The 25,139-nt window shown below is 73.8% G+C and carries 24 protein-coding genes; 5 read left to right on the top strand and 19 right to left on the bottom strand.

All coding sequences use genetic code 11. The features are described from left to right. The first annotated feature begins 65 nt into the window (after window positions 1-65). Window positions 66-1,862, top strand: a complete 1,797-nt coding sequence (locus tag Ade02nite_RS07155) for a hypothetical protein (RefSeq protein ID WP_203760788.1) — start codon at window positions 66-68, stop codon at window positions 1,860-1,862. A gap of 312 nt (window positions 1,863-2,174) precedes the next feature. Beyond that, a complete protein-coding gene (locus Ade02nite_RS07150) occupies window positions 2,175-3,746 on the top strand; it encodes a lysyl oxidase family protein (RefSeq protein WP_203760723.1) in 1,572 nt (523 codons plus the stop codon). A 49-nt stretch (window positions 3,747-3,795) separates the two neighbouring features. On the opposite strand, the gene Ade02nite_RS07145 is transcribed toward Ade02nite_RS07150, so the two are convergent. The 8 genes from Ade02nite_RS07145 to Ade02nite_RS07110 all read right to left on the bottom strand — a co-directional run bounded on the left by Ade02nite_RS07145 (window position 3,796) and on the right by Ade02nite_RS07110 (window position 10,387). After that, window positions 3,796-4,410 carry a 4Fe-4S cluster-binding domain-containing protein gene (locus tag Ade02nite_RS07145; protein ID WP_203760722.1) on the bottom strand — a complete coding sequence of 205 codons (615 nt, stop codon included), beginning with the start codon at window positions 4,408-4,410 and terminating at the stop codon, window positions 3,796-3,798. Then, on the bottom strand, window positions 4,403-5,101 hold the full coding sequence (locus Ade02nite_RS07140) for a ComEA family DNA-binding protein (RefSeq protein WP_203760721.1): 699 nt from the start codon (window positions 5,099-5,101) through the stop codon (window positions 4,403-4,405). Before Ade02nite_RS07140 ends, Ade02nite_RS07145 begins: the two co-directional genes overlap by 8 nt. Further along, on the bottom strand, window positions 5,082-5,294 hold the full coding sequence (locus tag Ade02nite_RS07135) for a DUF2997 domain-containing protein (protein WP_203760720.1): 213 nt from the start codon (window positions 5,292-5,294) through the stop codon (window positions 5,082-5,084). The genes Ade02nite_RS07140 and Ade02nite_RS07135 overlap by 20 nt, the downstream gene beginning before the upstream one ends. Then, the gene (locus Ade02nite_RS07130; protein WP_239168591.1) at window positions 5,291-5,725 is read right to left on the bottom strand and encodes a hypothetical protein; all 435 of its coding nucleotides are present in this window, start codon (window positions 5,723-5,725) and stop codon (window positions 5,291-5,293) included. Before Ade02nite_RS07130 ends, Ade02nite_RS07135 begins: the two co-directional genes overlap by 4 nt. Window positions 5,726-5,727: 2 nt before the next feature. Further along, window positions 5,728-7,317: a Ycf46 family AAA ATPase gene (locus Ade02nite_RS07125; RefSeq protein WP_203760718.1), complete on the bottom strand. Its 1,590-nt coding sequence runs from the start codon at window positions 7,315-7,317 to the stop codon at window positions 5,728-5,730. A 131-nt stretch (window positions 7,318-7,448) separates the two neighbouring features. Continuing rightward, the gene (locus Ade02nite_RS07120) at window positions 7,449-9,062 is read right to left on the bottom strand and encodes an esterase/lipase family protein (protein WP_203760717.1); all 1,614 of its coding nucleotides are present in this window, start codon (window positions 9,060-9,062) and stop codon (window positions 7,449-7,451) included. 20 nt (window positions 9,063-9,082) lie between these two features. Then, window positions 9,083-10,039 carry a hypothetical protein gene (locus Ade02nite_RS07115; protein ID WP_203760716.1) on the bottom strand — a complete coding sequence of 319 codons (957 nt, stop codon included), beginning with the start codon at window positions 10,037-10,039 and terminating at the stop codon, window positions 9,083-9,085. Window positions 10,040-10,105: 66 nt separating this feature from the next. Further along, a complete protein-coding gene (locus Ade02nite_RS07110; protein WP_203760715.1) occupies window positions 10,106-10,387 on the bottom strand; it encodes an SCO0607 family lipoprotein in 282 nt (93 codons plus the stop codon). Between the two features lie 102 nt (window positions 10,388-10,489). On the opposite strand from Ade02nite_RS07110, the gene Ade02nite_RS07105 reads away from it, so the two are divergent. Next, window positions 10,490-10,885 carry a VOC family protein gene (locus Ade02nite_RS07105; protein WP_203760714.1) on the top strand — a complete coding sequence of 132 codons (396 nt, stop codon included), beginning with the start codon at window positions 10,490-10,492 and terminating at the stop codon, window positions 10,883-10,885. A gap of 135 nt (window positions 10,886-11,020) precedes the next feature. Here Ade02nite_RS07105 and Ade02nite_RS07100 read toward each other — a convergent pair whose 3' ends face one another. Further along, on the bottom strand, window positions 11,021-11,686 hold the full coding sequence (locus tag Ade02nite_RS07100) for a helix-turn-helix domain-containing protein (protein WP_203760787.1): 666 nt from the start codon (window positions 11,684-11,686) through the stop codon (window positions 11,021-11,023). A 663-nt stretch (window positions 11,687-12,349) separates the two neighbouring features. On the opposite strand from Ade02nite_RS07100, the gene Ade02nite_RS07095 reads away from it, so the two are divergent. After that, a complete protein-coding gene (locus Ade02nite_RS07095; RefSeq protein WP_239168590.1) occupies window positions 12,350-13,699 on the top strand; it encodes an MFS transporter in 1,350 nt (449 codons plus the stop codon). A gap of 38 nt (window positions 13,700-13,737) precedes the next feature. On the opposite strand, the gene Ade02nite_RS07090 is transcribed toward Ade02nite_RS07095, so the two are convergent. Next, entirely contained in the window at window positions 13,738-14,073 is a 336-nt protein-coding gene (locus Ade02nite_RS07090; RefSeq protein WP_203760713.1) for a DUF1330 domain-containing protein, read from the bottom strand. A 140-nt stretch (window positions 14,074-14,213) separates the two neighbouring features. Between Ade02nite_RS07090 and Ade02nite_RS07085 the strand changes: the two genes are divergently transcribed. Continuing rightward, on the top strand, window positions 14,214-15,554 hold the full coding sequence (locus Ade02nite_RS07085; RefSeq protein ID WP_203760712.1) for a sigma-54-dependent transcriptional regulator: 1,341 nt from the start codon (window positions 14,214-14,216) through the stop codon (window positions 15,552-15,554). Here the strand turns inward: Ade02nite_RS07085 and Ade02nite_RS07080 are convergent. The 9 genes from Ade02nite_RS07080 to Ade02nite_RS07040 form a co-directional block, all read right to left on the bottom strand. After that, window positions 15,502-16,155 (bottom strand): hypothetical protein, encoded by a 654-nt coding sequence (locus Ade02nite_RS07080; protein WP_203760711.1) that lies wholly within the window; start codon window positions 16,153-16,155, stop codon window positions 15,502-15,504. The genes Ade02nite_RS07085 and Ade02nite_RS07080 overlap by 53 nt on opposite strands. Beyond that, the gene (locus Ade02nite_RS07075) at window positions 16,152-16,961 is read right to left on the bottom strand and encodes an amidohydrolase family protein (protein ID WP_203760710.1); all 810 of its coding nucleotides are present in this window, start codon (window positions 16,959-16,961) and stop codon (window positions 16,152-16,154) included. Before Ade02nite_RS07075 ends, Ade02nite_RS07080 begins: the two co-directional genes overlap by 4 nt. Then, window positions 16,958-18,025, bottom strand: coding sequence for a PLP-dependent aminotransferase family protein (locus Ade02nite_RS07070; RefSeq protein ID WP_203760709.1), 1,068 nt, complete (start codon window positions 18,023-18,025; stop codon window positions 16,958-16,960). The genes Ade02nite_RS07075 and Ade02nite_RS07070 overlap by 4 nt, the downstream gene beginning before the upstream one ends. Then, on the bottom strand, window positions 18,022-19,650 hold the full coding sequence (locus tag Ade02nite_RS07065; RefSeq protein WP_203760708.1) for a hypothetical protein: 1,629 nt from the start codon (window positions 19,648-19,650) through the stop codon (window positions 18,022-18,024). Before Ade02nite_RS07065 ends, Ade02nite_RS07070 begins: the two co-directional genes overlap by 4 nt. 15 nt (window positions 19,651-19,665) lie before the next feature. After that, window positions 19,666-21,054 (bottom strand): hypothetical protein, encoded by a 1,389-nt coding sequence (locus tag Ade02nite_RS07060; RefSeq protein WP_203760707.1) that lies wholly within the window; start codon window positions 21,052-21,054, stop codon window positions 19,666-19,668. Continuing rightward, window positions 21,047-21,853: a hypothetical protein gene (locus Ade02nite_RS07055; RefSeq protein WP_203760706.1), complete on the bottom strand. Its 807-nt coding sequence runs from the start codon at window positions 21,851-21,853 to the stop codon at window positions 21,047-21,049. Before Ade02nite_RS07055 ends, Ade02nite_RS07060 begins: the two co-directional genes overlap by 8 nt. A 21-nt stretch (window positions 21,854-21,874) precedes the next feature. Further along, window positions 21,875-22,549, bottom strand: a complete 675-nt coding sequence (locus tag Ade02nite_RS07050) for a hypothetical protein (protein WP_203760705.1) — start codon at window positions 22,547-22,549, stop codon at window positions 21,875-21,877. A gap of 120 nt (window positions 22,550-22,669) precedes the next feature. Next, entirely contained in the window at window positions 22,670-23,929 is a 1,260-nt protein-coding gene (locus Ade02nite_RS07045; protein ID WP_203760704.1) for an RNA polymerase factor sigma-54, read from the bottom strand. A 60-nt stretch (window positions 23,930-23,989) separates the two neighbouring features. Next, entirely contained in the window at window positions 23,990-24,988 is a 999-nt protein-coding gene (locus Ade02nite_RS07040; protein WP_239168598.1) for a helix-turn-helix domain-containing protein, read from the bottom strand. Between the last annotated feature and the right edge of the window lie 151 nt (window positions 24,989-25,139).

The following is a 25,139-nucleotide window of genomic DNA, read 5'->3' as shown; positions in this document are numbered from 1 at the left end:
CCCACTCTACGAAGCCGCGGGTGTGGTTGCCCCGGTATGCGCGCGCGGCGTAGACATAGACGGTGATGCGTCGTCTGCTGAGCCTCGCCGTCGCCGTGCTGGCCGTCGTGGCGCCGTCCGGCGCCGCCGTGGCCTCCGCCGCCCCACCAGTGAGCGGCCTGCTCCCGTTCCCCAGCGACCGGTTCACGGTCGCCGACCCGGGCAGCCCGACCGGCCGCCGCGTGCACTTCGCCCCGGACGCGCTGCCCGCCAACATCGCCGGCAAGCACATCGACCCGGCCGAGTGGAACCGCCAGGACGGCTTCAGCCCCGGCACGCCGATCCTCGCCGACGTGCCCGGCCTCGACCCCGCGGCGAGCGGCATCGCGCCGGTCACCGACATCGGCCGCTCGCTCGCCCCCGACGCGCCGATCCTTTTGATCAACACGCGTACGGGGCAGCGCACGCCGCACTGGGCCGAGCTCGACGCGCACGCGGCCGACCGGCCGCTGCTCATCATCCGCCCGGCCGTGGCCTTGCGCGAGGCCACGCGATACACGGTCGTGCTGCGCCACCTGCGCGACCGTACCGGAGCCCCGATCCGCGCCCCGCGACCGTGGACCTTCACCGTCGCCAGCGCGCAGAGTCTCACCGGCCGGGTCCTGCACCTGCGCGACGACGCGTTCGCCGCCCTCGGCCGCCGGTCGCCCGCGTTCACCGTCAGCCAGGTCACCGACTATCCCGCCGAGCAGGACCCGCGCATCGCCCGCCAGGTGCGCGGCACCGTCGCCGTGCCCCGATACCTCACCGGCGACGGCGGCCCCGGCTCCCGCCTGCGCCCCACCGCCGACGGCACGCTCGACGCCGACTTCGTCTGCAATCTCCCCCGCTCCGCGACGGCCGCCCGGCCCGCACACCTGTCGCTCTACGGGCACGGCCTGCTCGGCGCGCCCACCGAGGTCAACGCCGGCAACGTGAAGCAGATGAGCCAGACGTACGGCTTCATGTTCTGCGCCACCAGCTGGATCGGCATGGCCAACGCCGACATCCCGTACGTGACCCAGGTGTGGAACGACCTGAGCGCCTTCCCGGCCGTCCCCGACCGCCTCCAGCAGAGCTTGCTCAACTTCCTCTTCCTCGGCCGCGCCATGATCGCCGCCGGCGGCTTCGCCGGGCACCCCGCCTTCCAGGACGCCCAGGGCCGCAGCCTGCTCGACCGCGCCGGCGGCCTGCACTACGACGGCAACAGCCAGGGCGGCATCAACGGCGGCGCGCTCACCGCCATCGCCCAGGACTGGACCCGCTCCGTGCTCGGCGTGCCCGCCATGAACTACAGCACCCTGCTGCAGCGCAGTGTGGACTTCACCCCGTTCCAGCAGCTCCTCGACCGCTCCTACCCCGGCAAGGCCGACCAGCAGCTCATCTTCGCGCTCATCCAGATGCTCTGGGACCGCGCCGAGGCCAACGGCTACGCCCAGCACCTGACCGCGAACCCGCTGCCCCGCACCCCCGCCCACCAGGTCCTGATGCACGTGGCCTTCGGCGACCACCAGGTCTCCCCCGCCGCCGCCCAGGTGCAGGCGCGAACGATCGGCGCCCGCATCCACCGCCCCGCCCTGGCCCCCGGCTGGTCCGACGAGACCATCCCGTTCTGGGGCATCAAGCCGCTGCCGGACCACCCCTACCGAGGCTCGGCCCTCGTGGTCTGGAACAGCGGCCGGGCCACCGCACCCCCACCCACGAACCTCGCCCCGATCGGCCCCCAGTACGGCGAGGACCCGCACGAGTTCCCCAGAGCCCAGCCGTCGGCCCAACTCCAGAAGGCCACCTTCCTGCTGACCGGCAAGGTCATCGACGTCTGCGAGGGCGGCCCCTGCCTCTGACGGCGCTCGCGGGCAAGCCTCGGCGAGGCGCGCGCCGGCGACGTACCTCTGGCCAGGCGATCACCGGCCTCGCTCAAGGCGGGCGGGTGAAGCCTGTCGTCCGTATGCCCGGTCCAGCGCGGCGCCGACGCTTAGCAGCGCTCGGCGGCCGGCGCATCTGCCTTTCGGCCGAGGGCGGCGTTCGGCCGGAAGGCATAGATCCTCGCGGATTCGTGCCAACGGGGGCCGACCTCACAGGTTTCTCACAACTGTCCGTTTTGGATGGTCGCGCAGCGGCCGCACGATCCGTGGCCGCACGACCGGAAGGACCTCATGACCGATCCGCTGAAGCACCGCCGCCGGCGCTCGCGCCTGATGACGTACGGGGCCGTGGCCGCGACGCTGGCGCTGACCGCCACCGGTGTGGGTGTGGCGCAGGCCGCGGCCACGCCGCCCGCGCTGTCGTTCGTCGCCGCCACCGGGCATGTGACCGCCGAGCGGTACGACTACGACGGCGAGATCTACCTCTCGTTCGACCTGGGGCTGCACGTGATCGCCGGCAAGGATCCGCTGGAGATCTGGGCCCGCCGCACCGGCTACGACAAGCCGATCGTGGCCGAGCGGACCGTGGTGCAGAACGGCAAGAAGAAGAAGGTGGCGCTCCCGGCCGGGATGGTCACCGACTTCACCGGCCTCAAGGACTTCACCACGATCACCATCACGGACCGGGCCGGCGCCGTGGTCACCGAGTACAAGACCCCGTTCTGCGGCAACACCTGGTCGTCGGCGCGGACCCGGCCGGACGCCCCGGCCACCAACCCGTACCCGACCAGCTGCGGCGGCTACAACCCGTTCACGCTCGGCGCGGTCTGGGGCGTGCAGGCCGGCTGGGACGCCGCGGTGCTCGACCAGCCGCAGAACGGGTCCTTCGACCTGCCGAACGGCGAGTACACGGCCACCGCGACCGTGAACCCGGTCTACCGGGAGCTGCTCGGCATCCCGCAGGACCAGGCCAGCGCCAAGGTCGACGTCACCGTGGTGGACGCCGAGATCGACAGGGCGGGCCTGGCCCGGGTGAAGGCCGCGGACGCCGGCCCCGTCGAGAAGGCCGACGAGCACTCGATACACACCGCCGAGGGGGACGCGAAACGGCAGGTCTCCTCGTACGTGCCGGAGCTGCGCGCGCCGGCGAGGCGGCCCACCCCGCTCAAGGCCACCCCGACCGGCGGCCCGCGGCCGGACCTGCGCTCGCTGCCGGCGTGGGAGATCGCGCTGTCCGAGGAGGACGGCAAGACGTACGTCAACTTCGGCGCGACCGTGTGGAACGCCGGCACCTCGCCGCTGCTCGTCGACGGCTTCCGCCGCACCGGCACCGAGCTGATGGACGCCTACCAGTACTTCTTCGACGCCAAGGGCAACCAGGTCGGCAGCCGTCCCGCCGGCACCATGGAGTGGGACGCGCGCGAGGGCCACAAGCACTGGCACTTCACCGACTTCGCCCAGTACAACCTGCTCGACTCCACCCAGAAGCTCGCGGTGCGCAGCGGCAAGGAGGCGTTCTGCCTGGCCAACACGGACGCCGTCGACTTCACCATCGCGGGGGCGAAGTGGCGCCCGGAGAACACCGACCTGTCCACCTCGTGCGGCGCCGACACCGTCGTGGCGGTGCGTGAGGTGCTCGACATCGGCAACGGCGACACATACAGCCAGTACCGTCCGGGCCAGTCGTTCGAGATTACCGACCTGCCGAACGGCACGTACTACATCCAGGTGCTCGCCAACCCGGAGAAGAAGCTCGCCGAGCTGGACACGACGAACAACTCGGCGCTGCGCCAGATCATCCTCGGCGGCACGCCCGAGAAGCGGACCCTGACCGTCCCGCCGGTGCACGGCATCGCCGGCTGACGATCGCGAGACGCGCCCCGGTTCCCGGTTCGGGGGCCGGGGCGTTTCGTCATCCCCGCTTGGCGGGCAGGCCGGCGAGGAGGGCGTCGAGCGCGTCCGTGCCGGCCCAGCCGTTGAGGGCGACAGCGCCGGAGGCGTCCACGGTCACCTCGAGGCGGTCACGGACCGTGGGCACGGCCTCGATGCGGTCGGTGAGCGCGACGAGCCGCTGGTTGGTCGAGCCCACCCAGGGACGGTCGTGGTCGAGCAGGTCGCGCCGGAACGGCCCGGCGGCGAGCAGGTCGGTGGCGGCGAGCAGGGCGGCGACGTCGTCGCGGCCCTGCCCGGCGAGGTGGAGCAGGTCCTCGTGGTCGTAGCCGGTGAAGGTCATCACCGTGCGGCCGGCGTCGCGCACCGCGGCGGCGACCGCGGCCAGGCCGGCGGCCTGCTCGAACGGCTCGCCGCCGAGCAGGGTCAGCCCGTCCGTGCCCGCGGCCAGCACCCGGGCGGCCAGCTCGGCGGGCGGGGCCGGCGTGCCGCCGCGGGTGGTGAACAGGTGCGGGTTGAAGCAGCCGGGGCAGCGGATGGTGCATCCCTGGACCCAGACGGCCGTACGCTCCCCGGGCCCCTCGGCGGTGGTCCGCTCGACGAACCGGGCCACCCGCACGGGCGGCGGCTCAGACATCGACGATGCGGCCGTACGGGTTCTGCTCGCCGGCGGTGGGCGGCCGCGGCGGCGTCCAGGTGAGCCGGTCGCGCACGGCGACGAACTCGTGCGGGGCGAGCCCGGCCGCGGCGGCGAAGTCGTTCACGTCCGCGAAGCCACCGCGTGTGCGGCGCACCGCCACCACGTGGGCGGCCCGGTCCGGCCCGAAGCCGGGCAGCGTCGCGAGCTGCTGCTCCGTGGCGGTGTTGACGTCGAGCGGAGCCGCGTAGAACTGCTGCTGCGGCGGCACCAGCGGCTGCACCTGAGGCGGCAGCGGGACCGCCGGCGGCGCGAAGGAAGGTGGCGGCGGCGGAGAAGGCTGCTGGGCGTACCACGGCTTGTAGGTCGCCCGCCAGCGCAGCCAGGACACGTTGATGACCAGCGCGTGCACCACACTGGCGGCCCACGCGGCGATCAGCACCGCGTACGCCACGTTCTGCAGCGCCGAGTCCTTCTCCGCCTCGCCACCGATGGCGAAGAAGGCGAACGCGACGACGCTGTAGACGATGCCCGGGATCCACCACGACGCCCGGCGGGCGCGCAGGCCGACGTACAGGAAACCGGCCCCTGCCAGGCAGCCGAAGCTCAGGATCGGGGCGAGCACCCAGGCGCTGTGGCCCAGCCGCCACGACAGCCGGGCGGGTCCCGGGCTAGGCGGGATCGACGTCACGGTTCACCTGCTGTTCCCGCGCGGGCTCGCGCGTGTAGTCGGCGGTGTAGGCGCTCGCCCGCACCTGAGCGCCGATGAGTTGTTCGAGGACGGCGATGTAGTCGAGGCAGCGGTCGCCGAGGATGTCCAGCGTCTCCGCTGTCACCTGGCCGTCGCCGGTCACCGTGACGACGATGCGCGGATGGCCCGTCATGCCCGTTCCACCTCGAAGACCAGGCGCACACCGGCGTCCGCCGTCACCGACTCGGACTGCAGCCGCAGCCCCGCGGCCGGTGCCTGGGCCCGCAGGCGTTCGAGGACCGCGTGCTGCACGCGCCGGCCGTAGGCGCCGTCGACGGCGGTCACCAGGTCGATCGCGGCCCGCTCGTCGACGCCGGCCACGTGCGCCGCCCAGATGCCGTCGGCGCCGCGGCTGAACGTCGCGGTGGACCCGTCCCAGCTCGCCACGACCGTGCCGGCGCCGTCGGTGACCGCGGCCCCCAGGTCACGCAGCGCCCCGGCGAGCAGCGTCACGTCCCGCATCCGGGTCTGCACCCGCACCGACCGGCCGTCCGCCCGCCGTTCGGCCACCGCCTGCGCCGCGGCGGCGCCGGCCAGCGCCAACGGCACCAATATCAAAGACACGCTCACATGGGCTCCCCGTTGTGTGTTCGACCGAAGTCCCAGTCCTCGGTGGCCGTCGCCGACACCGCCCGGTTGCGTGCCCAGCCGCGCAGGGCCTCGATGCGCTCGGCCTGGGTGACGCTGAGCGGGACCATGCTCATCACCGCCCGGACGAGGTCGTCGCGGTGCAGCGGCCGGCGCTCCGAGAACGCCTCGAACAGGCCGGACGTGATCGCCTGCTCGATCTCCGCGCCGGAGTGCCCCTCGGTGAGGCCGGCGAGCTCGGCCAGCAGCTCGGCGGTGACCAGCAGGCCGCCCGCGGCGCGCCGGTGACGCAGCGCCCGGGTCAGGTGCACCCGCCAGACGGCGATCCGCTCGGCGCGGCTGGGCAGGTCCACGAAGAAGGTCTCGTCGAAGCGGCCCTTGCGCAGCAGCTCCGGGGGCAGACCGTCGAAGTCGTTGGCGGTCGCGATCACGAACACCGGGTGCCGTTTCTCCTGCATCCAGGTGAGGAACGTGCCGAACACCCGCGCGCCGGTGCCCGAGTCGCCGCCCGTACCGCCCGCGAAGCCTTTCTCGATCTCGTCGACCCACAGCACGCACGGGGCGACCGCCTCGGCCGTGCGCAGCGCGGTGCGCATGTTGTGCTCGCTCGACCCGACCAGGCCCGCGAAGACCCGCCCGATGTCGAAGCGCAGCAGCGGAAGGTTCCACGCCGTGGCCATCGCCTTGGCCGTCAGCGACTTGCCGCATCCGGGCACGCCGGTGACCAGCACCCCGCGCGGCGCCGGCAGGCCGTAGTCGGCGGCCTCGGCGAGCCACGAGCCGTTGCGCTTGACCAGCCAGCCCTTGAGGTTCTCCAGGCCGCCGACGTCGTCGAGCACCGTGCCGGTGGAGACGAACTCGAGGACGCCGGACTTGCGGACGGTCTGCCTTTTCTCGTCGTGGACGATGCTCAGGTCGTCCATGTCCAGCACGGGATCGTTGACCATGGCCCGGGCGTACGCGTTCTCCGCCTCCTGCATGGTCAGGCCCGCGGCCGCGGTCACGAACCGCTGCCGTCCCGCCTCGTCGAGCGCAACCCGCAGCCGGCCCGTGGCGGCGTTCGACTGGATCATGGCGTCCAGCAGCCGGCGCAGCTCGGCCTCGCCCGGCAGCGGGAAGTCGACGATCGTGACGTCCTTGGCCAGCTCGGCCGGCAGGTGCAGCACCGGCGAGATCAGCACCAGGCATCGAGGGCTTCTGCCCGTACGGAAGGAGTGCGCGACGTCGCGCAGCAGCCGGACGACGTCCATGTTCTGCGGGTACTGCCCGTCCTGGTGCAGCGGATGCAGGTCGCGGAAGACGAAGATGCCCGGCTCGTCGATGCGCTGCACGGCCCTCAGCGCGTCGGCAGCCCGCTCGGCCCCCGCGCGCAACTGCCCGTCGGGCTGCACGAGCCCACCCGTGACCGACCACGACCAGACGGGCCGCGGCACCCGGACCAGCTCGGCGTCCCCCGCGACCGCCGCGACCTGGTGAAGAGCCCGCCGCTCCTCGAACGTCTCGATGTACAGCACCGGGAAGCGGGCCTTGAGCAGCTGCGAGAACGTGTCCGCGAAGGACCTACCCACCCGGCGTCTCCCCGCTTCCCCGCCCGACTACGGCAAGATCATCTCTGGAGATCGCCCGCCGGGAAAGCCGCCGGCCCACGTCCGAACCGGACGGCCGCGCCGCGATGGCCGAAAGGATGATCTTGCGCGGCCTACGGCTCGGCGGTCATGGCGATCCGCCAGGTGGCGGCGAAGGCGGCGCCCTCGGTGCGGAACGTCCACTCGTCCGGGCGGCCGGTCGGCTGCGCCCGCTGGACCGGCGCGGTCGCGGACGTCTCGGCGACCCGGTCGAGGTCGGCGCCGTCCGCCTGGCCGCGCGGGCCCAGGAACCGTTCGCCGCTGTGCACGTACAGCGCGACCGGGCCCGGGCCGAGGACGGCCTGCACGTAGTACTGCTTGCGGAACACCACGTTGTCGGAGAAGCCGATGCCGTACGCGTCGCGCTCCCCGACGTAGATGTCGACGCGGAAGACCGGGTCGCACGCCGTGGTCAGGCGCGCGTCCAGCCACCCCTCCCAGACCAGCCGGTCCGGGCCCGCCCACCCGTTCGTCCGGTCGCCGCACTCCGCGAGCGGCCGGCGCAGCTCGGTCTCCAGGTCGGGCAGCGGATCGTCCAGCGTCCGCTCGTGGAACGGCCCGTAGCAGTTCTCGGCCGCGGCGCTCTGGTGGAACAGCTCGAAGTCCACGTACCGCGGCTTGATCGACACCCCGAGATAGAACTCGCTGCGGCCGAAGTGGTCGCCGCCCTCGCGCACGTCCGCGTCATCCAGCCAGAGGCACACCCGATGGGTGCCGTGGAAGAAGCGCATGGCGATCTCGTACGCCTCGCGCGCGGTCACCAGCGAGTCGTGCCCGCCGTGGCACTTGTGCACGAAGGTCCGCGGCGAACCCGGCAGCTGGGCCGACGCGTGCTTGACCAGGCCGTCGCTGCGGTTGTGCACGAGGGCGCCCTCGTCGAACAGGCTCGCCACGCGATTGGCCAGGGTCGCCGCCCGTACGCCGTACCCGCGGTGATCCGTGCCGACGACGGTGAGGATCCGGCGCGGGTCGAACCACGAGGCGACGTCGAGGAACGCCGTGCCGCGCGGGTCGAACGACGCCAGCTCGTCGGAGGCCTCGCGTACGCCGGGGATGAGCTCGCCCAGCCACCGGGGCAGCGCGTTGAAGGCGATGCCCCGGTGCGGGGTGCCGAGCGTGACGATCCGATGCACCAGGCGGCGCGGGTCGTTGCCGGCCTCCGTCATCTCCCTGAGCGCGGCGTTGACCACGAGGCCGCCCATGCTGTGCGCCACGATGTCCACTCCGTCGAAGGGCTCGCCGCGCCGCGCCGCGCACTCGGCGATGATGCCGACGAGGCGGGCCAGCCCAGCGCCGAAGTGCCGCATCGTCCGCGGCCGCAGGTCGTAGTAGCGGTACACCCACATCGTGCCGCCGACGCCGCACCCCAGCACCCGCTCGGCGACCGACGGATCGACCGCCACGGTGCCCCCGCACAGCGAGGCGTCGATGCCGAGGGCGCCCGGCGGGACCGCGGCGACCTCGTCGGCGTAGTAGCCCACGACGTTCGTGGCGTCCCGGTAGCGGTAGCGCTCCGCCTTCATGGCGCGCAGGACGAAGCCCTCGTAGATGTAGTTCTCGCCGCGGCGGCCGGGATAGACCGTGCCGTCGTTGAAGCCCTGATATCCGCTCGCCTGCTCCTCGCTGACGTCCGGGCCGCCGAAGCCGCGGATGAGAATCAAGGGCCGGAGATCGTCTTGCCGCGTCATCCGTCACTCTTTCCGTGCTTCTAGAACTTGACTCCGGGCAGGAACAGGGAGAACACGCTGGCGAAGAGCGGCGCGAGGATCGCGTAGTTGGAGCGGACCGACTCCCACGGGCCCCTCGGCAGCTGCAGCAGCCTCTCGGTGCGGTCCCGGGCCGCGTGCCACCGCTCGTCCGGCACGTCGACGGCCGGGACCGGGCACAGGGCGTCGCGCAGCTGCCGCTTGTAGTCGTTGAAGCCGGAATAGACCGGGAAGTAGAGGAACGACAGGACCACCGTCAGCAGGACGCCGTACAGGATCACCAGGCCGACCGGGAAGTTCGTGCTCGATGGTGCCTGCGCCATGAAGGCCGTCCGGAAGGCAGCGAACTCGAGGATCGACACGACGATGACCGCGCTGATCATCACGACGACCTTCTGCACGATCCGGCTGATGTAGAGGACGTCGCAGATGAGCTGTCCCGCGGGCGGGGAGTGCGGCTGCCGCAGGGCGCACTGGGAGCCGGCACGCGCGATCCACGACCGTATCCGCCAGAAGGTCACCAGCCCGGGGGCGATCGTCACGAGCATCATCAGCTGAAGGACGAACCGGCGCCGATCCTCCGCCTCCAGCCCGCTGTCGGGCAGCGGATAGATGCGCTCCGTGATGTGGAAGATCACGGCGACGATCACCAGCGCCACCAGGGCCGGCCACACGAACCCCACTCCGGCACGTCTGCGGACCTCGGTGCGGATGCTCCAGAGGGCACCGAAGACGTTCACGCGCAACGCGACCTCGAAGCCCACCATGGCGCTCCAGATGGCGAACTCGGCGCTCGCCGCGAAGTCACGGCTGCTCGCCGTGGCGCCCGAGCCCACCCTCGCGATGCCACACCCGGCCGCGAAGCCCACCAGGGTCAACACGGCCGTGTCCAGCCCGGCCCGCCGCAGATGCCGATGGACGTTCCCGGCCTCCCACAGGCGCTGGTAGACGTCGCTCATCTCGCACCCTAGTCATCGCCGAACTCGCCGCATGCCAGGGGCAGAATATCGCCTTTATCGGATCATTCAGGGCACTTCGACGCCTCGCTCGTCCAGCTTGTGCTCGTCCCAGTAGCGGTCCCACTTGTCGTCGACGTGCTTCGGTTCCTTGCCCTCCGGGAAGCGCACATAGCCGGCCGGCGGCTCCTCACCGTCGGGCACGCACGCGCGGCCGCTGAGGCTGTCCACCGCGGCGACCGGGTATTCGCCGCCACCGCAGATCGCGTCCTGCAACGAGCACCCGGCGGCGAGGCCGCCGGCGAGGAGGGCGGTGACGATCAGGAACGGCGTACGGCTCAACTTGGTCATGCGGAGCAGTCTTGTCGGCTTCACCCGCCGGGGCATGGGTACGCGTACTCAACGTCCGATTTCTTCAAGACCGGGCGTCGCACCCCCTCGTATCGTCGGCGCATGGCACCCACCTTCAACGCGATCGGCCTCGCCGTGGCCGACATGGCAGCATCCCTCGCCTTCTACCGCCGCCTGGGCCTGGAGTTTCCGCCCGGTGCCGAGCAGCAGCCGCACGCCGAGACGACGGTCGCCGGCGGCATCCGTCTCATGTGGGACACCCACGCCTCGCTGAGCTCCTTCGACCCGGACCACCGCCCCGGCGAGCCCGGCGGCGGCTGGGCCTTCCTCTGCGCCGACCCGGCCGAGGTCGACAGCGTCCACGCCGCCCTGGTCGCCGCCGGGCACCCGTCGGTCAAGGAGCCGTGGGACGCGCCGTGGGGCCAGCGCTACGCCCAGCTGCGCGATCCGGACGGCAACGTCGTCGACCTCTTCGCCTGGACCGGCTCCCCGCAGTAGCCGCGCCCCGCCCAACCGCCCCGCCCAACCGTCCCGACCCGGCAGCCGCGCCGCGCCCAACCGCCCCGCCCAACCGCCCCGGCCCGGCAGCCGCGCCCCACCCGCCCGGGCTCTGCCCCCGGCGCGCTGGACCGGTCAGCGCAGCAGGGCGGTGAGCGGCACGCCGGCCATGGCTCGCACCTCCCTCGCGAGATGAGCCTGGTCGGCGTAGCCCGCGTCGGCCGCCACCGCCGCGAACGGCCGGCCGGCCCGGGCCATCGCGACCGCCCGCCGCATCCGGAAGATCCGGTGCAACACCTTAGGCCCGTAGCCGTAAGCCGCGTTGCTGCGCCGCTGCAGCTGACGCGCGCTCAGCCCGCACCGCTCGGCGACCACCTCGACCGGCAGCCCGGCCCGAGCCGCCCCCGCCACGGCCACCATCACGCGGTCGGGCCCCCGCCAGCGCGAGCGCGCGGCCGCCGCCAGCGCCCCCAGCGGATCGGCCGCCTCCGCGATCGCCCGCACCGCTGCCGCCGGCCACAACGCGTCGAGCGGCACCCGGCGGTCGACCAGCTCGCAGGCGGGCACACCGAGCACGCCAGGCCCCGTACCGGCGCCGAACCGCAACGCCGCGTGCCGGCTGCCCGCGGGCGGGGCACCGACCTGCGCCGTCGTGTCCGGCCCGGCGACGAAGACGCTGCCCTCGTGCCAGATCAGGTCGAGACAGCCGTCCGGCAGGATGCGTCTGTCCCCACCGCCCGGCGGCGCGACACTGCGCCACGCGACGACGTGCGGCAGAGCCGACGGCCATTCCTCGTACATGCTTCGACCCTGCCACGGGGGTACGACAAGTTTCGCGCGGCACGGATCGGCCACGCGGACCTGACCGAGGCGGAGTTCTTCGCCGCCGACGGCCTGCGCCTGCTCGCCGAGATCGCCGACTGGTGCGCCCGCGACGCGGTGGGCGTACGGCTCGTCGTGCCCCGGCAGCCTGACCGAGCGGGTCGTGCGCATCGCCGGCCTCGACGGCGTTCTGCCCACCTTCGGCAGCGTGAACGAGCCGGCGGCGCATGCAACAGGGCCTGATCGACGCCGAGATGCGAGCCAGCCGCCGTACGACGCTCGCCCTGGCCGCCGACGAGCCGCACCTCGTCGAGGACATCCTCGCCCGGGAGGCGTTGCGCGCCGCCGGCACGCTGGCGCTCCAGGCGCACCCCCTCGACGACGGTCACGGCCGGCGCCCGCGCCCTGACGGAGGTCGATGCCCGGTGCCGCGCCGAGGGCATCACCCACTACCTGCCGGCCGACCCCGACTCCGACGCCCTGACGGCGCTGGGCCGCCTGGCGCCCCAGCGCGACCTGCCCGTCATCGAGGACCCCGCGCATCTCACCCCATGAGGACGGTCGCGACGGCGACGGCTTGACCTTCGACCTGATCGAGGGCTGAGGCTGGCCCGAGCCTGTCACCGATCGGTCTGGAGAGTCGTGTCGCTGCCGTCGCGCTACTGGATCTGGCTGGGTGGGGTGACGTTCTCCCTGCTCGGCTCGCAGATGATGGCCTTCGGCATGACCTGGGCGGCCGCGGCCTGGGGCGGCGCCTTCGCCGGCACCGTGCTCACCGCCGTCAACCTGCCGCGGGTCGCCCTGTTGCTCTTCGGCGGTGCCCTGGCCGACCGGGTCGGCGCCTGGCGGGTGATGATCACGTCGGACGTCGCGATGGCCGTTGCCATGGTCGTGCTGGGTGTGGCCGTGCTCGTTCTGGGCGTCCAGCCTTATCTGCTGCTGGCCACCGCGCTGCTCATCGGGACCGTGGACGCCTTCTCGCTGCCCAGCTCCGGCTCCATGCCGAGGCGCCTGGTCACCGGCGAGCCGCTGGCCCGCGCCGTGTCGGCCCGCCAGGCGGCCGGTCAGCTGGCCGCCTTCGCCGGGCCGTCCGCCGGCGGCCTGATCGTGGCAACCGCCGGGCCGGCCGCCGCCGCTCTGCTCAACGCGGGCACCTTCGCGGTCATGGCCGCCATCCTCGTCGGCCTGCGCCCGCGATCCGCTCCCGCCACCACCGTCGCCGCACCGCCCGCCGCGGCCGCCCCCGCACCAGCCGCCGCCACCGCATCGCCCGTCACCACCGCCACCGCATCGCCCGCCACCACCGCCACCGCATCGCCGGCCACCACCGCCACCGCACCGCCTGCCGCCGGCACCCCCGCACCGCCCGCCGCCGGTTCCGGCCTGCGCCGCTCCGCCGACGGCCTGCGGGTCGCCTGGAAGGACCCGCTGCTGCGCCCCGCGCTGGGCCTCATCGCCGCCACCGCCGGCTTCCTGCTGCCCGTCTCGGGCCTGCTCATCCCCTTGCTGGCCACCGAACGCCACTGGAACGCCGGCACGGGCGGCATCCTGGCCGGCGCCATCGCCCTGGGCATCGTCGCCGTGGCCGTCGTCATCACCGCCGCCGGGGCCCTTCCCCGTCCCGGCCTCGCGGCCGTCGGCGGGCTGACCCTCGCGGCGACCGCGGTCCTCGCCCTGTCGCTGGCCCACACCACCGCCGCCGCGATCGCCGCGGCCGTCTCGGTGGGCCTCGGCTCGGGCCTCTTCACCACCCACGTGGGCCCGCTGGTCCTCGGCGGCACCCCGTCCACCCACCTGGCCCGGGTGCAGTCCGTGCTGGTGCTGGCCCAGAGCCTTCCGTTGCTGCTCACCAACAACGCCCTGGGCGCCCTCAACGACCTGCTCACCGTCGACGCGGCCCTGACCGCCTGCGCCACCTGCCTCCTCCTGGCGGCGGCGTTGGGGTTGCGCTCCCCCGCCCTGCGCACGGCGACGCTCGCCCGGGCACAGTAGACACGGCCGGCAACCCGGGCAGCGGCACCGCGCACAGGTCAGCCGGCCCGCAGCGCCGCCGCCGTGACCCGAGGGTCGTAGTCGGGGCCCACCCCGTCCACGAAGATCGCGCTGCCCTCGATGTGGTCGGTGCGCAGGGGCAGGATCTCCTGGTACGCGTCGGAGGCGTACCAGGCGTGCGCGGCCGCCGAGTCCGGGAACGCGATGATGACGATCGTCCCCGGCCAGCTGCCCTCGATGACCTCCACCTGCTTGCCGTGGACCAGGAAACGGCCGCCGTACGGGTCCAGCGTGTCCTGGATGCGCTCGATGTAGCGGATGACGTCGTCGTTCGTCGTCGGGGTGCGCAGGTGGGCCACGGCGTAGGTCGTCATGCCGTCAAGCATGCGGGTGGCGCGGGGCGGTGCCCATTACCCCTGAGGTAATACCGCGAGTCGGTGATCTGATTTCGGGGGAAATCGACGGGGTTTAACGTCGTCGATGGGACGGCACGGGGGCCTCCCTTGGGGGACGAATGGCGTGGATGCTCGACATCGGCGCGCGCCCCGGCACGGCGGCCATTGCCGCGGCGCTGCGAGACGCGGAGCCGACGCTACGGTGCGTGCGGGCGCCGGACCCGCGCGATCAGATCGGGGTCATCGTCTGCGACGAGGACGCGACGGTGCTCGCCGAGGCGCTGCGCGCGGCGGCCGGGGCCCAGGTCATCGTGGTGACCGAGGCGCCGGGGGTCGCGGAGCCGTGGCGGTTGCTGGCGCTCGGCGCGTGCGACGTGGCGGTGTGGGACGGGGATCCGCGGCTGGTGACGGAGAAGCTGCGGCGGCTCGCCGCCGTCGACCGGATCGTGGACTCGCCGGCCGTGGCGGGCGTGCTCAAGGGCCGCAGCCCGGCGCTGCGGGAGGCGCTGCGCGACCTGGTCACGGCGGCCTGCTTCGGCACCGGCCCGATTCTCATCACCGGCGAGACGGGTACGGGCAAGGAGCTCGCGGCGCGCGTGGTGCACGCGGTCAGCCCGGCGGCGCGCACCGGGCACCTCGTGGTCGTCGACTGCACGACGATCGTGCCGGGGCTGGCCGGCAGCGAGCTGTTCGGCCACGAGCGGGGCGCGTTCACCGGGGCGGTCGGGGTGCGCACGGGCGCCTGCGCGGCGGCCGACGGCGGCACGCTGATGCTCGACGAGGTCGGTGAGCTGCCGCTGGAGCTGCAACCGGAGCTGCTGCGGGTGGTGCAGGAGGGCACCTACAAGCGGGTCGGCGCGGACACCTGGCAGCGCGCCCGCTTCCGGCTGGTGTGCGCCACCAACCGGGTGCTGGAGGACGAGGTGGCGGCCGGGCGGTTCCGGGCGGACCTCTACTACCGGATCGCCGCGTACCAGATCCGGCTGCCTCCGCTGCGCGACCGCAGCGCCGACGTCATCCCGCTGTTCGAGGAGTTCCTCCTCGAGGCGCTCGGCGGGCCGGTCACCGTGGGGCCGGCGGTGCGCAGCGCGCTGCGCGCCCGGTCGTTCCCGGGCAACCTGCGCGACCTGCGGCAGCTGGCCTGCCGGGTGGCGGCGCGGCACGTCGGGCCGGGGCCGGTCACGCCCGGCGACCTGCCGCCCGAGGACCGGCCGCCCGTGACGCTCGACGGTCCGCCGCCGGGCGAGCCGGCCGAGTCCGCGGGCGCGCTGGCCGAGTCGGTCCGCGAGCACCTGCGCGCCGGCCACACGCTGAAGCAGCTGCGCGAGCACGTGGCGGACCTGGCGGTGGCGGCGGCGCTGGAGGAGTCGGGCGGCAACGTGCGCGCGGCGGCCGCCCGCCTGGGGGTCACCGACCGCGCCCTGCACCTGCGCCGGCAGCAGAGCCGCGAGCGCCCGTGAGGCTGACGGCCAGGTCCTGCCAGAACGGGTCGCGCAGCTCGTTGCCGAGCTCGGCGTAGAGCTCGGCCAGCGAGGTCCACCGCATGTCGGCGCCGGTGCGGTGGCCGCCGGTGCCCGCGGCGAACTTGACGCCCGCGTACCAGCGGCGGATGACCTGCCGTACCTTTCCCTGCACGGCCGGCTCGATCGCTTGGCCGAACTGCGACATCTGGTCGACCTGGGGATGCGGCAGCGTCGCGGGGACCGGCACCCGCCCGATGTGGGTCCAGGGACCCGACGTCCGGTACGTGCTGACCGCGTCACCGGCCTTGCGCACGGTGGCCATGAACAGGTGCACGTGGGCGGCCCGGCCGGAGGTGATCACGTTGTCCCGCGCGTCGACGGCCAGGTAGGTGACCAGCACGCCGACGGTGCCCTCGCCGGCGTTCAGCCTGCGCCGGATCTGGGCGATGCCCTTGGCGATGCCGTTGACCGTGTGCGGTTTGATCTCGAGGAATCCCTTCGCCGCCAGCGTGATCTTCGGCGGCGGCTTGCTGGTGTGGAGCCGGGCCGGCGCCGCGGACCAGCGCGGCGTCTCGAGCTCGACGGCGTGGGTGCTCATGATGACCTCCGGAGAAGGGCTCGGTGGCGGCCGCGGGCCGCCCGGGTGAGGCGCAGCAGGTTGCCGCCGAGGACCAGCGCGGCGTCCGCGGCCGGCAGGTGCAGCGCGTGGATCTTGCTGATCTCGACGCCTGGATGCAGGAACGGTCCGTCCGATCCGAACAGGACCTTGTCCGGGCCGGCCCGGCGGACGGCGTCGGCGAGCAGGTCGAAGTAGCGGACACCCGAGGTGTCGGTGAACAGGTTCGGCAGCCTGACGAGCTGATCGGCGAAGGCCACCTGCGCCTTCCAGTCGTCGCCGAACGAGGACAGGTGCGGCACGATCCAGGCCACCCGCGGGTACGCCCGCGCGGCCATCTCGACCGCCGCCAGGTCGCCGCCCGGGTCGTAGAGCACCGGCAACCCGGCCCGCCCGGCCACCTCGGCGATCTCCCGGGTGATCCGGCCGTCGCGCCAGTGCACCTTGATCCCGCAGGCGCCCCACGCGCGGGCCTCGTGCACCAGCTCGCCGACGCGGCCCCGGTCGGCGACCGGGTTGACGAAGGCGAACCCGAGATAGCGGCGCGGCTCGGCCCGCACGATCGCGCCGACCGCCCGGTTGGCGGGCCGGTAGTCGGAGGTGAGCGGCGCGAACAGCACGGTGCGGTCGATGCCGGCCTCGCGGGCCCGGGCCGCGTACCGGTCGAGCGGGGCCTCCGTGTCCCACGGGCCGGTGAGCCCGTCACCCTGCCCGGCGTGACAATGCGCGTCGATCACCGGCCACCCGTTCACGCGGCGGCCCTCCAGGATGACCGGCCGGCCGTTCACGCGGCGGCCCGCCGGAGTTCGTCGCGCGGCGGCAGCTGTCGCAGCGCGGCCTGTCGCAGCGCGGCCGCGAGCCGGGCGACGTCGCGCTCGCTGTGGTCGGCGCGCAGCAGCGCGGTGAGCCGGATGTCGTCGCGGCACCGGGACCGTTGCGGCACCGTGGCGATCCCCTGCCGCCGCAACGCGCGCCACCACCGCCGGGCCTCGTCCGGCCCGGCCGAGCGGATGCTGACCATCGGAAACGGCGGGCCGCGGAGGCCCAGGACGTCGCCGATGACCCTGGTGTGCCGCAGCAGCCGGGCCCGCCGGGCGGCGTTGCGGTCCGGGTCGTCCAGTGCCCGGGTGGCGGCCGCGACGTCCGCGGCGGTCGGCGGGCTGCTGTGCGTGCGGTTGCCGCCGCCGGCCGCGAGCCGGGCCACCAGGTCGCGGGGCCCGGTCGTCACGGCCATCGGCGCCCCGTACGCCTTGGCCAGCGACGCCACCCAGACCACGCCCTCGTGGCCGAGGCCCCACCAGCGCGGCGTGCCCGTGCCGTCGCCGAAGCCCGGGCCGTCGCGGCGCCCGAGCACGCCGAAGGCCAGCGAGTCGTCCACCACCAGCACCCCGTCACCGGCGTGGGCGAGCGAGCGCAGCCGCGGCAGCGGAGCCGGGCGCCCGCAGCCCGCACACCAGCCGTCGGCGACCACGACCAGCCGCCTGCCGCGCGGCGGCCGCAGCAGCTCCGGCCGGTGGTGCGGATAGCGCCGCACCACCGCACCGCGGGCGGCGGCCCGCAGCGCCGCCCATTCCGTGATCGGGTACGCGGCCGCGTCGATCGCCACCACGTCGCCGCGCCGCGGCAGCGTCCCGAGCACGTCCATCAGGGCGTGCAACGCCGACCGGGCGGCCACCCCCGCCTGCGCCCTCTGTGACGCCGCGACGGCCGCGGCGACCCGGCGGGCCGGCTCGCGCTCGGCCAGCGCGGCGGGCACGCCGGTGGTCAGCGCCGCCCACTCGGGCAGGCCGGCGCTGCCGTGCCGCAGGCCCAGGAAGAGCGACGAGGTGAAGTCGCCGCCGGATCCGGTCACCCGCGCCGTCCCCGCTGCGGGACGCGCCGGGTCAGCAGCAGCGCCGGCGGCGTCGCGTCGGTGCTGGTGGCCAGGTCCACGCCGGTCACCGCCCGGTAGGCGTGAATGTAGCGCTGGATCTCGTTGCGCCAGGTCAGCGCCCAGTTCGCCGCGTGGTCGCGGGTGCGGTCCGACTCGTTCCACCGCCCGTGCCGGATGGACAGCACGATCTGCTCGCCGGTCACCGCCAGCTCGAAGAAGTGCGTGATGCTCGCGGCCGGCCAGCCCATCAGGGTCTTCATGGTCTCGACCCGGTCCATCCAGTCCTCTTCGTACGGCACCATGGTCGGCCCGCCGAGGAACTCCCGCATCTCCGGCTGCGCCAGGATCCACTGCATCTCGAGCATCTCGGCGCGGGCCACCAGCGGCAGGTCCGCGAACTGGTTGTGCGCGCCGTGCGCCAGCACCAGATGCACCTCGCGCAGGCTGCTCAGCAGCGGGAAGGCGTCCGCGTCGACGGTCTTGTCGTCGCGTTCCTTGTAGAAGCGGTAGGCGTCGTGCAGCAGCGCGTGGAAGCCCTCCAGGAACTGCGTGCGGTGGTCCGTCAGCGTGTCCGGCGGCGGCACCGCCCGGCCGACCAGCGGCAGCCCGTACTGGACCATGTACTCGGCCGCCCGCCGCCGGATGGTCAGCCGCCGCCGCTCCGCCTCGGTGTAGCCCCAGAGCAGGCTGCGCAGCGGCAGCAGCGGGTTGAGGTCGAAGCGGGCCAGCGGGTCGCGCGCCATCCGCCGGTTCTGGAAGCGGGCCATGATGTGGTTCATCGTCTGCACCAGGGCGCCCTCCTCCATCCAGTACGACCAGATCAGCTCGACGAACGGGATGTTCGGCAGCGGGAACTGGGCACCGGCCTCCTTGGAGCGGCGGTAGCGGGCGAGCGCAGTCGACGGCCGCTTCCCGTTGTCGCCGTTGCCGCCGTTGCGCTCCTCGTCCAGGAAGGGCTGGGCGAGGGCGTCGCTCTCGCTGCTGACGTACGAGCGCTCCAGCGCGCCGAGCACAGTGGCCGGGCGCAGCTCGTGCTTGAGCAGCTGGCTCTTCTCCACGGCCCGGATCGGATCGGCGGCGGCCTCCACGAAGCGCTCGGCCGCCCGCACCAGCGTCTGGTGCGACTGCCGGCCGAACCAGTCCCGCTCGGGCAGGTTGGTCATCTGCGCCTCGACGAACTGGTGGAACTCCTCGAACCGCAGCTGGCGGGTGAGCAGCCGGATGAAGCTCCACAGCACCTCGTCGTCGCTCTGCGGCGGATCGCCGGCCACCAGCGCCACGCTCTGCGGTGGCGCGCCGGCCGACGACGCCGCCACCACCGGGATCGGGACTCGCTGCCACGGCTCGGTGCCCTCGGTGCTCGCCCGGCTGCCCTTGGTGACCTGGAGCTCCTTCGTCCCGGGCGTGGTGAACTGGATCTCGGGTTCGAAGTCCTGCAACTGGCCGAACTTCAGCGGCACCTCGAAGCCGCCCTCGAACGGGTCGTCGTTGGGGTCGGCGAACCGGAACGTGTAGTCGCCTTCCTCGTCGGTCTTGTCCAGCAGCACCACGAGGTTGGCCACCTGGCCGACCCGGATCACTTCCGGATTCCATGAAATGCGCACGTCGCTCGTCCTTTCTCATGACCACCCGGTCGGCTGCAGAGCCGGCGCCCGGGTTCTGCTGGTGTTCTGCACGACATCGAGGCTGCTGCGCACCGCCCACGCGGCGAGCAGGGTGGACAGCATCCGGCTCTCCCGCTCGGGCGAGATCAGGTCGGCCGCCTTGGCCTGGCCGAGAACGGCGAAGACCAGCGACGGCGACCGCCGGGCCAGCACGCCCACGTCGCCGGCCCATTGCCGGTGCAAATGCAGGAGCCGTTGCGGCGTACGCCTGCCCGCGTCGAACATGTCGCCCAGGCGCCGGCCGCCGAGCGCCGCCGGGCTGTGGCTCAGCAGCAGATCGACCAGCTCGGGGATGTCCGCCTCGATCCGGCGCAGCTGCGCCACCCGTTCGGCCGGCAGCTCGCCGAGCGGGTAGAGGTCCTTCCACGCCCGGCGCAGCGCCGCCCACTGCGGATGCGGATACAGCGCCTCCCCGATCCCCGCGCTGATCAGGACCCGCAGGTACGGCACCGGGTGCGGGTCGTCGCCGGAGGGCCGGAAGACGAAGTACGCCGGCAGGCTGACCACCGCGAGCAGCCCCACCGTGCCGGCGATGCCGAGCCGGCCGACCGCGAAGCAGTCCGCGAGGATCTCGCCGATCCACGCGTGCCACGCCGGCCAGCTGCCGCCCTGCCCTCGGCCGCCCGGATGGCGCCGAGCCGCCGCGGCGATGTCGCGCCGCATCGACTCGACCAGGCCGAGCTGGGCCGAGCACTCGTGGCCCACCTCGTGGATCAGGCTGGACGCCACCGAACCGCCGACCATCCGCTCCCGCGGCACCCGGATGATCGCCACCGGGTTGGGCCGGCCGCCGGGCAGCCGGGTGCGCGCCCGGCGGATCGCCGCGCCCGGCCCCCGGGCCAGGTAGCAGACCACCGGCGGCGGCTCGTACCCCGCCACGTCGACCCGCAGCGCGTCGGCGGCCAGCACGTCCAGGCCGGACAGCCACACGCCGGTGCCGTGCTCGCTGCGCTGCGTGATCACCTCGGTGAACAGGTCGAACTGCGACAGCACGGCGTTGAACTCGAGCCGGATCAGCACGAACCGGCGCTGCTGCTCGGCGGCGGTGGCCCGGCTGCCGATGCCGTCGAGCCAGTGCAGGTACGCGTACACGCGAGCACGCAGATGGCCGCGGGCGGCGTGCAGGAACCGCTCGATGGTCACGTGCGCGCCGTACGGCAGGGCGGCGGCCAGCACCATGGTCTCGTGCAGGGCGAACGGCCGCACCTGGTCGAGCCGGGTGAGCAGCCCGCGCGCCTCGTCGCGCAGCAGGCGCGTGGCGAAGGCCGCGGCGTCCGGCATCGGGGCGTCCGGCATCGGGGTATCCAGCATCGGGTTGTCCGGCATCGGGGACCGCTCAGGCACCGAGGACGACGATGCGTCCCTTGCGGCGGACCCACCGGCCCTCGGCGGCGCGGTTGCCGTTGCCGCCGCCGCTCGACCGGCCGCCGGCGCCCTCACCCTCGTACCCGTCGTCGTATCCGTCGTCGCCGTCGCCCGGGTCGTAACCGTTGCCGCCGTACCAGGGCTGCGGCTCGTAGGCCGCCCACATCGGATAGCCGCGACGGCGCCCGCGCCACTGCCCCCGGCGCTGGTCGCCGTGCAGCAGCGACGGCGCGTACCGGCGGGCCGCGCTGATGCTGGCCGCGCGCACGATCGCCCGCGGCGGCAGGTTCCGGGGCGCGCGGGCCGCGTTCCCGTACGCCGCCCGCGCGAACCGCACGTAGCGGGTCGCCGCCTCGTACTCGGCCTCGACCTCGCCCATCGACTCGGCCTCCTCGGCCTCCAGCAGGCCACCGGCCAGGCCGCCGAGCTTGGCGCCGATCGCCGTGCCCGCGCCGGGCATCACCATCGAGCCGAGCGCGCCGCCGACCACGGGCAGCGCCCGCTTGGCGACGTTCTTGAGCACCCCGCCGAGCGCCTTGCCGACCGGGGACTTGATGAACTTGCCGGCGCCGCGGACGATGCTGCCGGCCAGCTTGCCGAGGAAGCGGTCCATCTCGGCCTCGGAGCTGATCTCCATGAGCTCCTGGACCAGCTCGGCCTCGCCCTCGAACGACTCGCCCTCGCCCTGGCTCTCGTAGGACTCGCTCTCGTAGGACTCGCCCTCGTTCTCGTAGGACTCGAAGCTCTCACCGGGGATCTCGAAAGTCGTCTCGTACATCGGAAGGTCCTCCGTTCCTGGTCACACGTCGAGAATCACGATGCGGCTGCCGCGCCGGACCCAGCGGCCCTCGCTGCGCTGCTGCCCGCCGTTGCCGCGCGGGCCGGCCTGTGCCGGCCCGGGCCGCAGCAGCCCGGGAAGGTGGGTGCGGGCGGCCGCGATCGCCGCCTGCTGGGCGGCCTGTTGCGGCTGCACGCCGGGTCCCGCGCTCGCCGCACGCCGCGCGGCCTCGTCGGCGAACCGGACGAACGTGCGCGCGAGCTCGAACTCGCGGTCCTCGGCGGACAGACCCTCCGTCTGGACGCCGAACTCGCCCTCGTACTGCTCGCCCTCGAACTGCCGGCTCAGCCACTTGCCGGCCCGCTGTCCCATGGCCCCGCCGGTCTTGCCGCCGACCGCGTCGCCCAGCGCCTGGCCGATGCGGGGCAGCACCTGGCGGGCCGCCTGCTTCACCATGCCGCCGACGGCTTTCCCGGCGCTGGAGCGGGCGAAGTTGCGCGCCGCGGACACCGCGCCGTTCAGCAGGCTGCCGATGAACCGGTCCAGCTCCTCCTCCGAGCTGATCTCCAGCAGCTCGGTGGCGAGTGCGGTCTCCCGGTCCTCGCCCTCCGCCTCGCCGAAGGACTCGAACTCGTCCTCGAACTCGGACTCGAACTCGCCCTCGGCTTCGAACAGTGCTCGGTCGATGTCGTGCATGCCTTGCTCCCCTCTGGTCTCCTCGCCCCGGTACCGCACAATCCGTGCCAGGCCGCCGGGCGGGCCGAGAGCGAAGCGCGCTTCGCGCCGGGGAGGGTCCTGGGTACGGGAGGGGCGAAGTCAGGTTCGCGCCGCGATGCCGAGCTCGGCGCGATACTTCGCGACCGTGCGCCGGGCCACCGTGAAACCCTCCGCGGCGAGCGCGCGGCTCACCTGCGCGTCGCTCAGCGGGTCCGCGGCCAGCAGCGCGGCGACCCGGGTCTTGGCCGCCACCGCCCCGCCGAAGAGGGCGGCGAGCGGCAGCAGCCGGCCGTCCGGCCCGCGCACGGTCTTGCCGGCCACGCAGCGGCTCACCGTGGAGGGGTGCAGCCCGAGCTCGTCGGCGACCTCGGTGCGGGTCAGCGGCACGTGCCCGGCCGGCCCGCGATCGAAGTAGCCGGCCTGGTGGCGCACCGCGCAGGCGGTGACCCGGCGCAGCACGCCGGCCCGCACGTCGAGCTGCTGGAGGAGGTCGCGGGCGCTGCGCTCGTACCGGGAAAGCCATGCGGCGGCCTCGGGATCGGCACGCACGGCGGGCGGCACGGAGGCCACCCGCAGCCCGAACCAGGCGCTGTCCGGCACCTCGACGCGCCACTGACCGCCGGCACCCCGCGAGACGTACGCGTCGGGCGGCGGCCCGGCGGCCTCGGCGCCCCCGCCGGCCAGGGCGAAGGGCCGCAGCCGGGCCCGGATCAGCGCGATCGCCGCCCGGGCCGCCGCGGGCGAGACGCCGAGGGCCCGCGCGATGCCCGCGTGGTCGCCGTCCGCCACCGCCGCCAGATGGTCGCGCACCAGCGCGGGCAGCCAGGCCGGCGCCTCCGCACCGTCCACGAGGGACTGTGCCTGGGCCGCGAGCATGGCGGCGACCGAGCGCTCGGCGATGCCCGGCGGCCCAGCCGCGCGCACCGCCCGGATCGCCTCCTCGATCGCCGCCACCGGCAGCCCGCTCGCCGCCGCGATGCTCTCCGGCTCGTCGTCGAGCAGCCCGCGCGCGGTCAGATGCCCGACAACCACCGGCAGCGCCGCACGGCAGTCCGACCGGATCTCCCACCCGGCCAGGGCCTCCAGCGTCTCGAACGGCCGCACGGCGGGCTCCGCCACGGGCCGCGCCGACGCCGTGCACCGCACGCACGGCGCACCGGGCGGCCGATGGCACCCGCAGCCGGGGCAGGGCCCGCCGGAACGGCGGCACAGCACCGGATTGCCGGCGAGCGCCCGATCCACCTCGCGGGCCAGCGCGGGCTGGGCGAGCGGCAGCATCCCGAGCGAGTGCAGGACGGCGGGCAGCGTCCGCAGCTCGGCGCCGAGGCGCACCTCGGCGACCTGCGTCAGACCCGGCATCGTCGGCACTCGCGCATCGTCTCCCCCCGCGCGCCGCCGGCTCCGCCGGATCGAGGACAGCTAGGAGCCGTCCCGGCCCGCGCCGTGCAGCCGGGCGAACTGGGCCGGCGTCACGTCGTACCACTTCTTGAAGGAACGGATGAAGTGGCTGCTGTCGGTGAACTGCCAGATCGCCGCGGCCTGCGACACGCTGAGCCGTGACCCGGGCGCGGCGAGCGCGCGGGCCGCCTCCTCCAGGCGCCGGCGGCGGATGTACGCGGCGAACGACTCGTCGAGGCCCGCGAAGGACCGTTGCAGGGTGCGGACCGAGACGTGCAGGTGCGCGGCCACGGTGGCGGGCGACAGGCCGGCATCGGTGAGCCGCGCGTCGGCGAGCTCCTTGGCCGCCTCCGCCAGCGCCGGGACGAAGGTGGGCTCATGGTCGTCGAAGTGGTCGAGGATCAGTCCCTTGGCCAACTCGATCAGGGCGTCCCGGGACGCTCGCGCGCCGGCCGCGCCGAGGCCGCCCACGGTGCGCTGGACCATGCCGGCGTGCGCCATCAGGATCTGCGCCGCGGGCGAGGTGACCGGGCCGCTGCGCGGTCTGCCGCTGACCAGGGACCGCAGGGCGTCGCCGGGGAAGATGAAGATGCGGGTGGCGATGCCGGGCGTGGTGTGGAAGTGGTTCTCCGTCACCACGTGGTGGGCGAAGTAGGTGCCGGCCGGGACGTCCGTGTCGCCGGCCCGGTCGTGCGGGTCTCGCAGCGTCACGGCGCCGCGGAGGCCGACGTACAGCCGGATCTCGTCGTGCTCGTGGGTGCCGACCGCGCGGGTGCTGATCGGCGAGGACGCCCACATCTCGTTGATGGCGGTGTCCTGGAGGGCCACCGAGCGCATCGTGCCGCGGAAGCCGTCAACCGTGGCGGCGCTGAACTCCGGCAGCGGGTAGAGGTCGCCCATCCGGTCGTTCCAGGTGTCGACGAACGGCTCCCAGGTGCCGCGGCCGGCGCCGGTGGACTCGGCGTCGACGGTGAACGTGCCCACCCGGCCGCCCGGTCCGAGGAAGCGGGGCCTGCTCATCACGTGCCTTTCCCTGACGGTGTCGCCGGAATGCCATCCGGCGTCGCGACCGTACAAGCCTCCGGCACGCGGCCGTTCCTAGAGTCGATCTGTGGCCGTCCCCACAGCCACGCCTCTTGCTTCGAATTCGCAGCAAGCCTATCTTTGGTCT

Origin of the sequence: Paractinoplanes deccanensis, assembly GCF_016862115.1 — a bacterium.
Classification (GTDB): Bacteria; Actinomycetota; Actinomycetes; order Mycobacteriales; family Micromonosporaceae; genus Actinoplanes; species Actinoplanes deccanensis.
The sequence above is the reverse complement of the archived record's forward strand: the minus strand, read 5'-3'. Positions and strand labels throughout refer to the sequence as shown.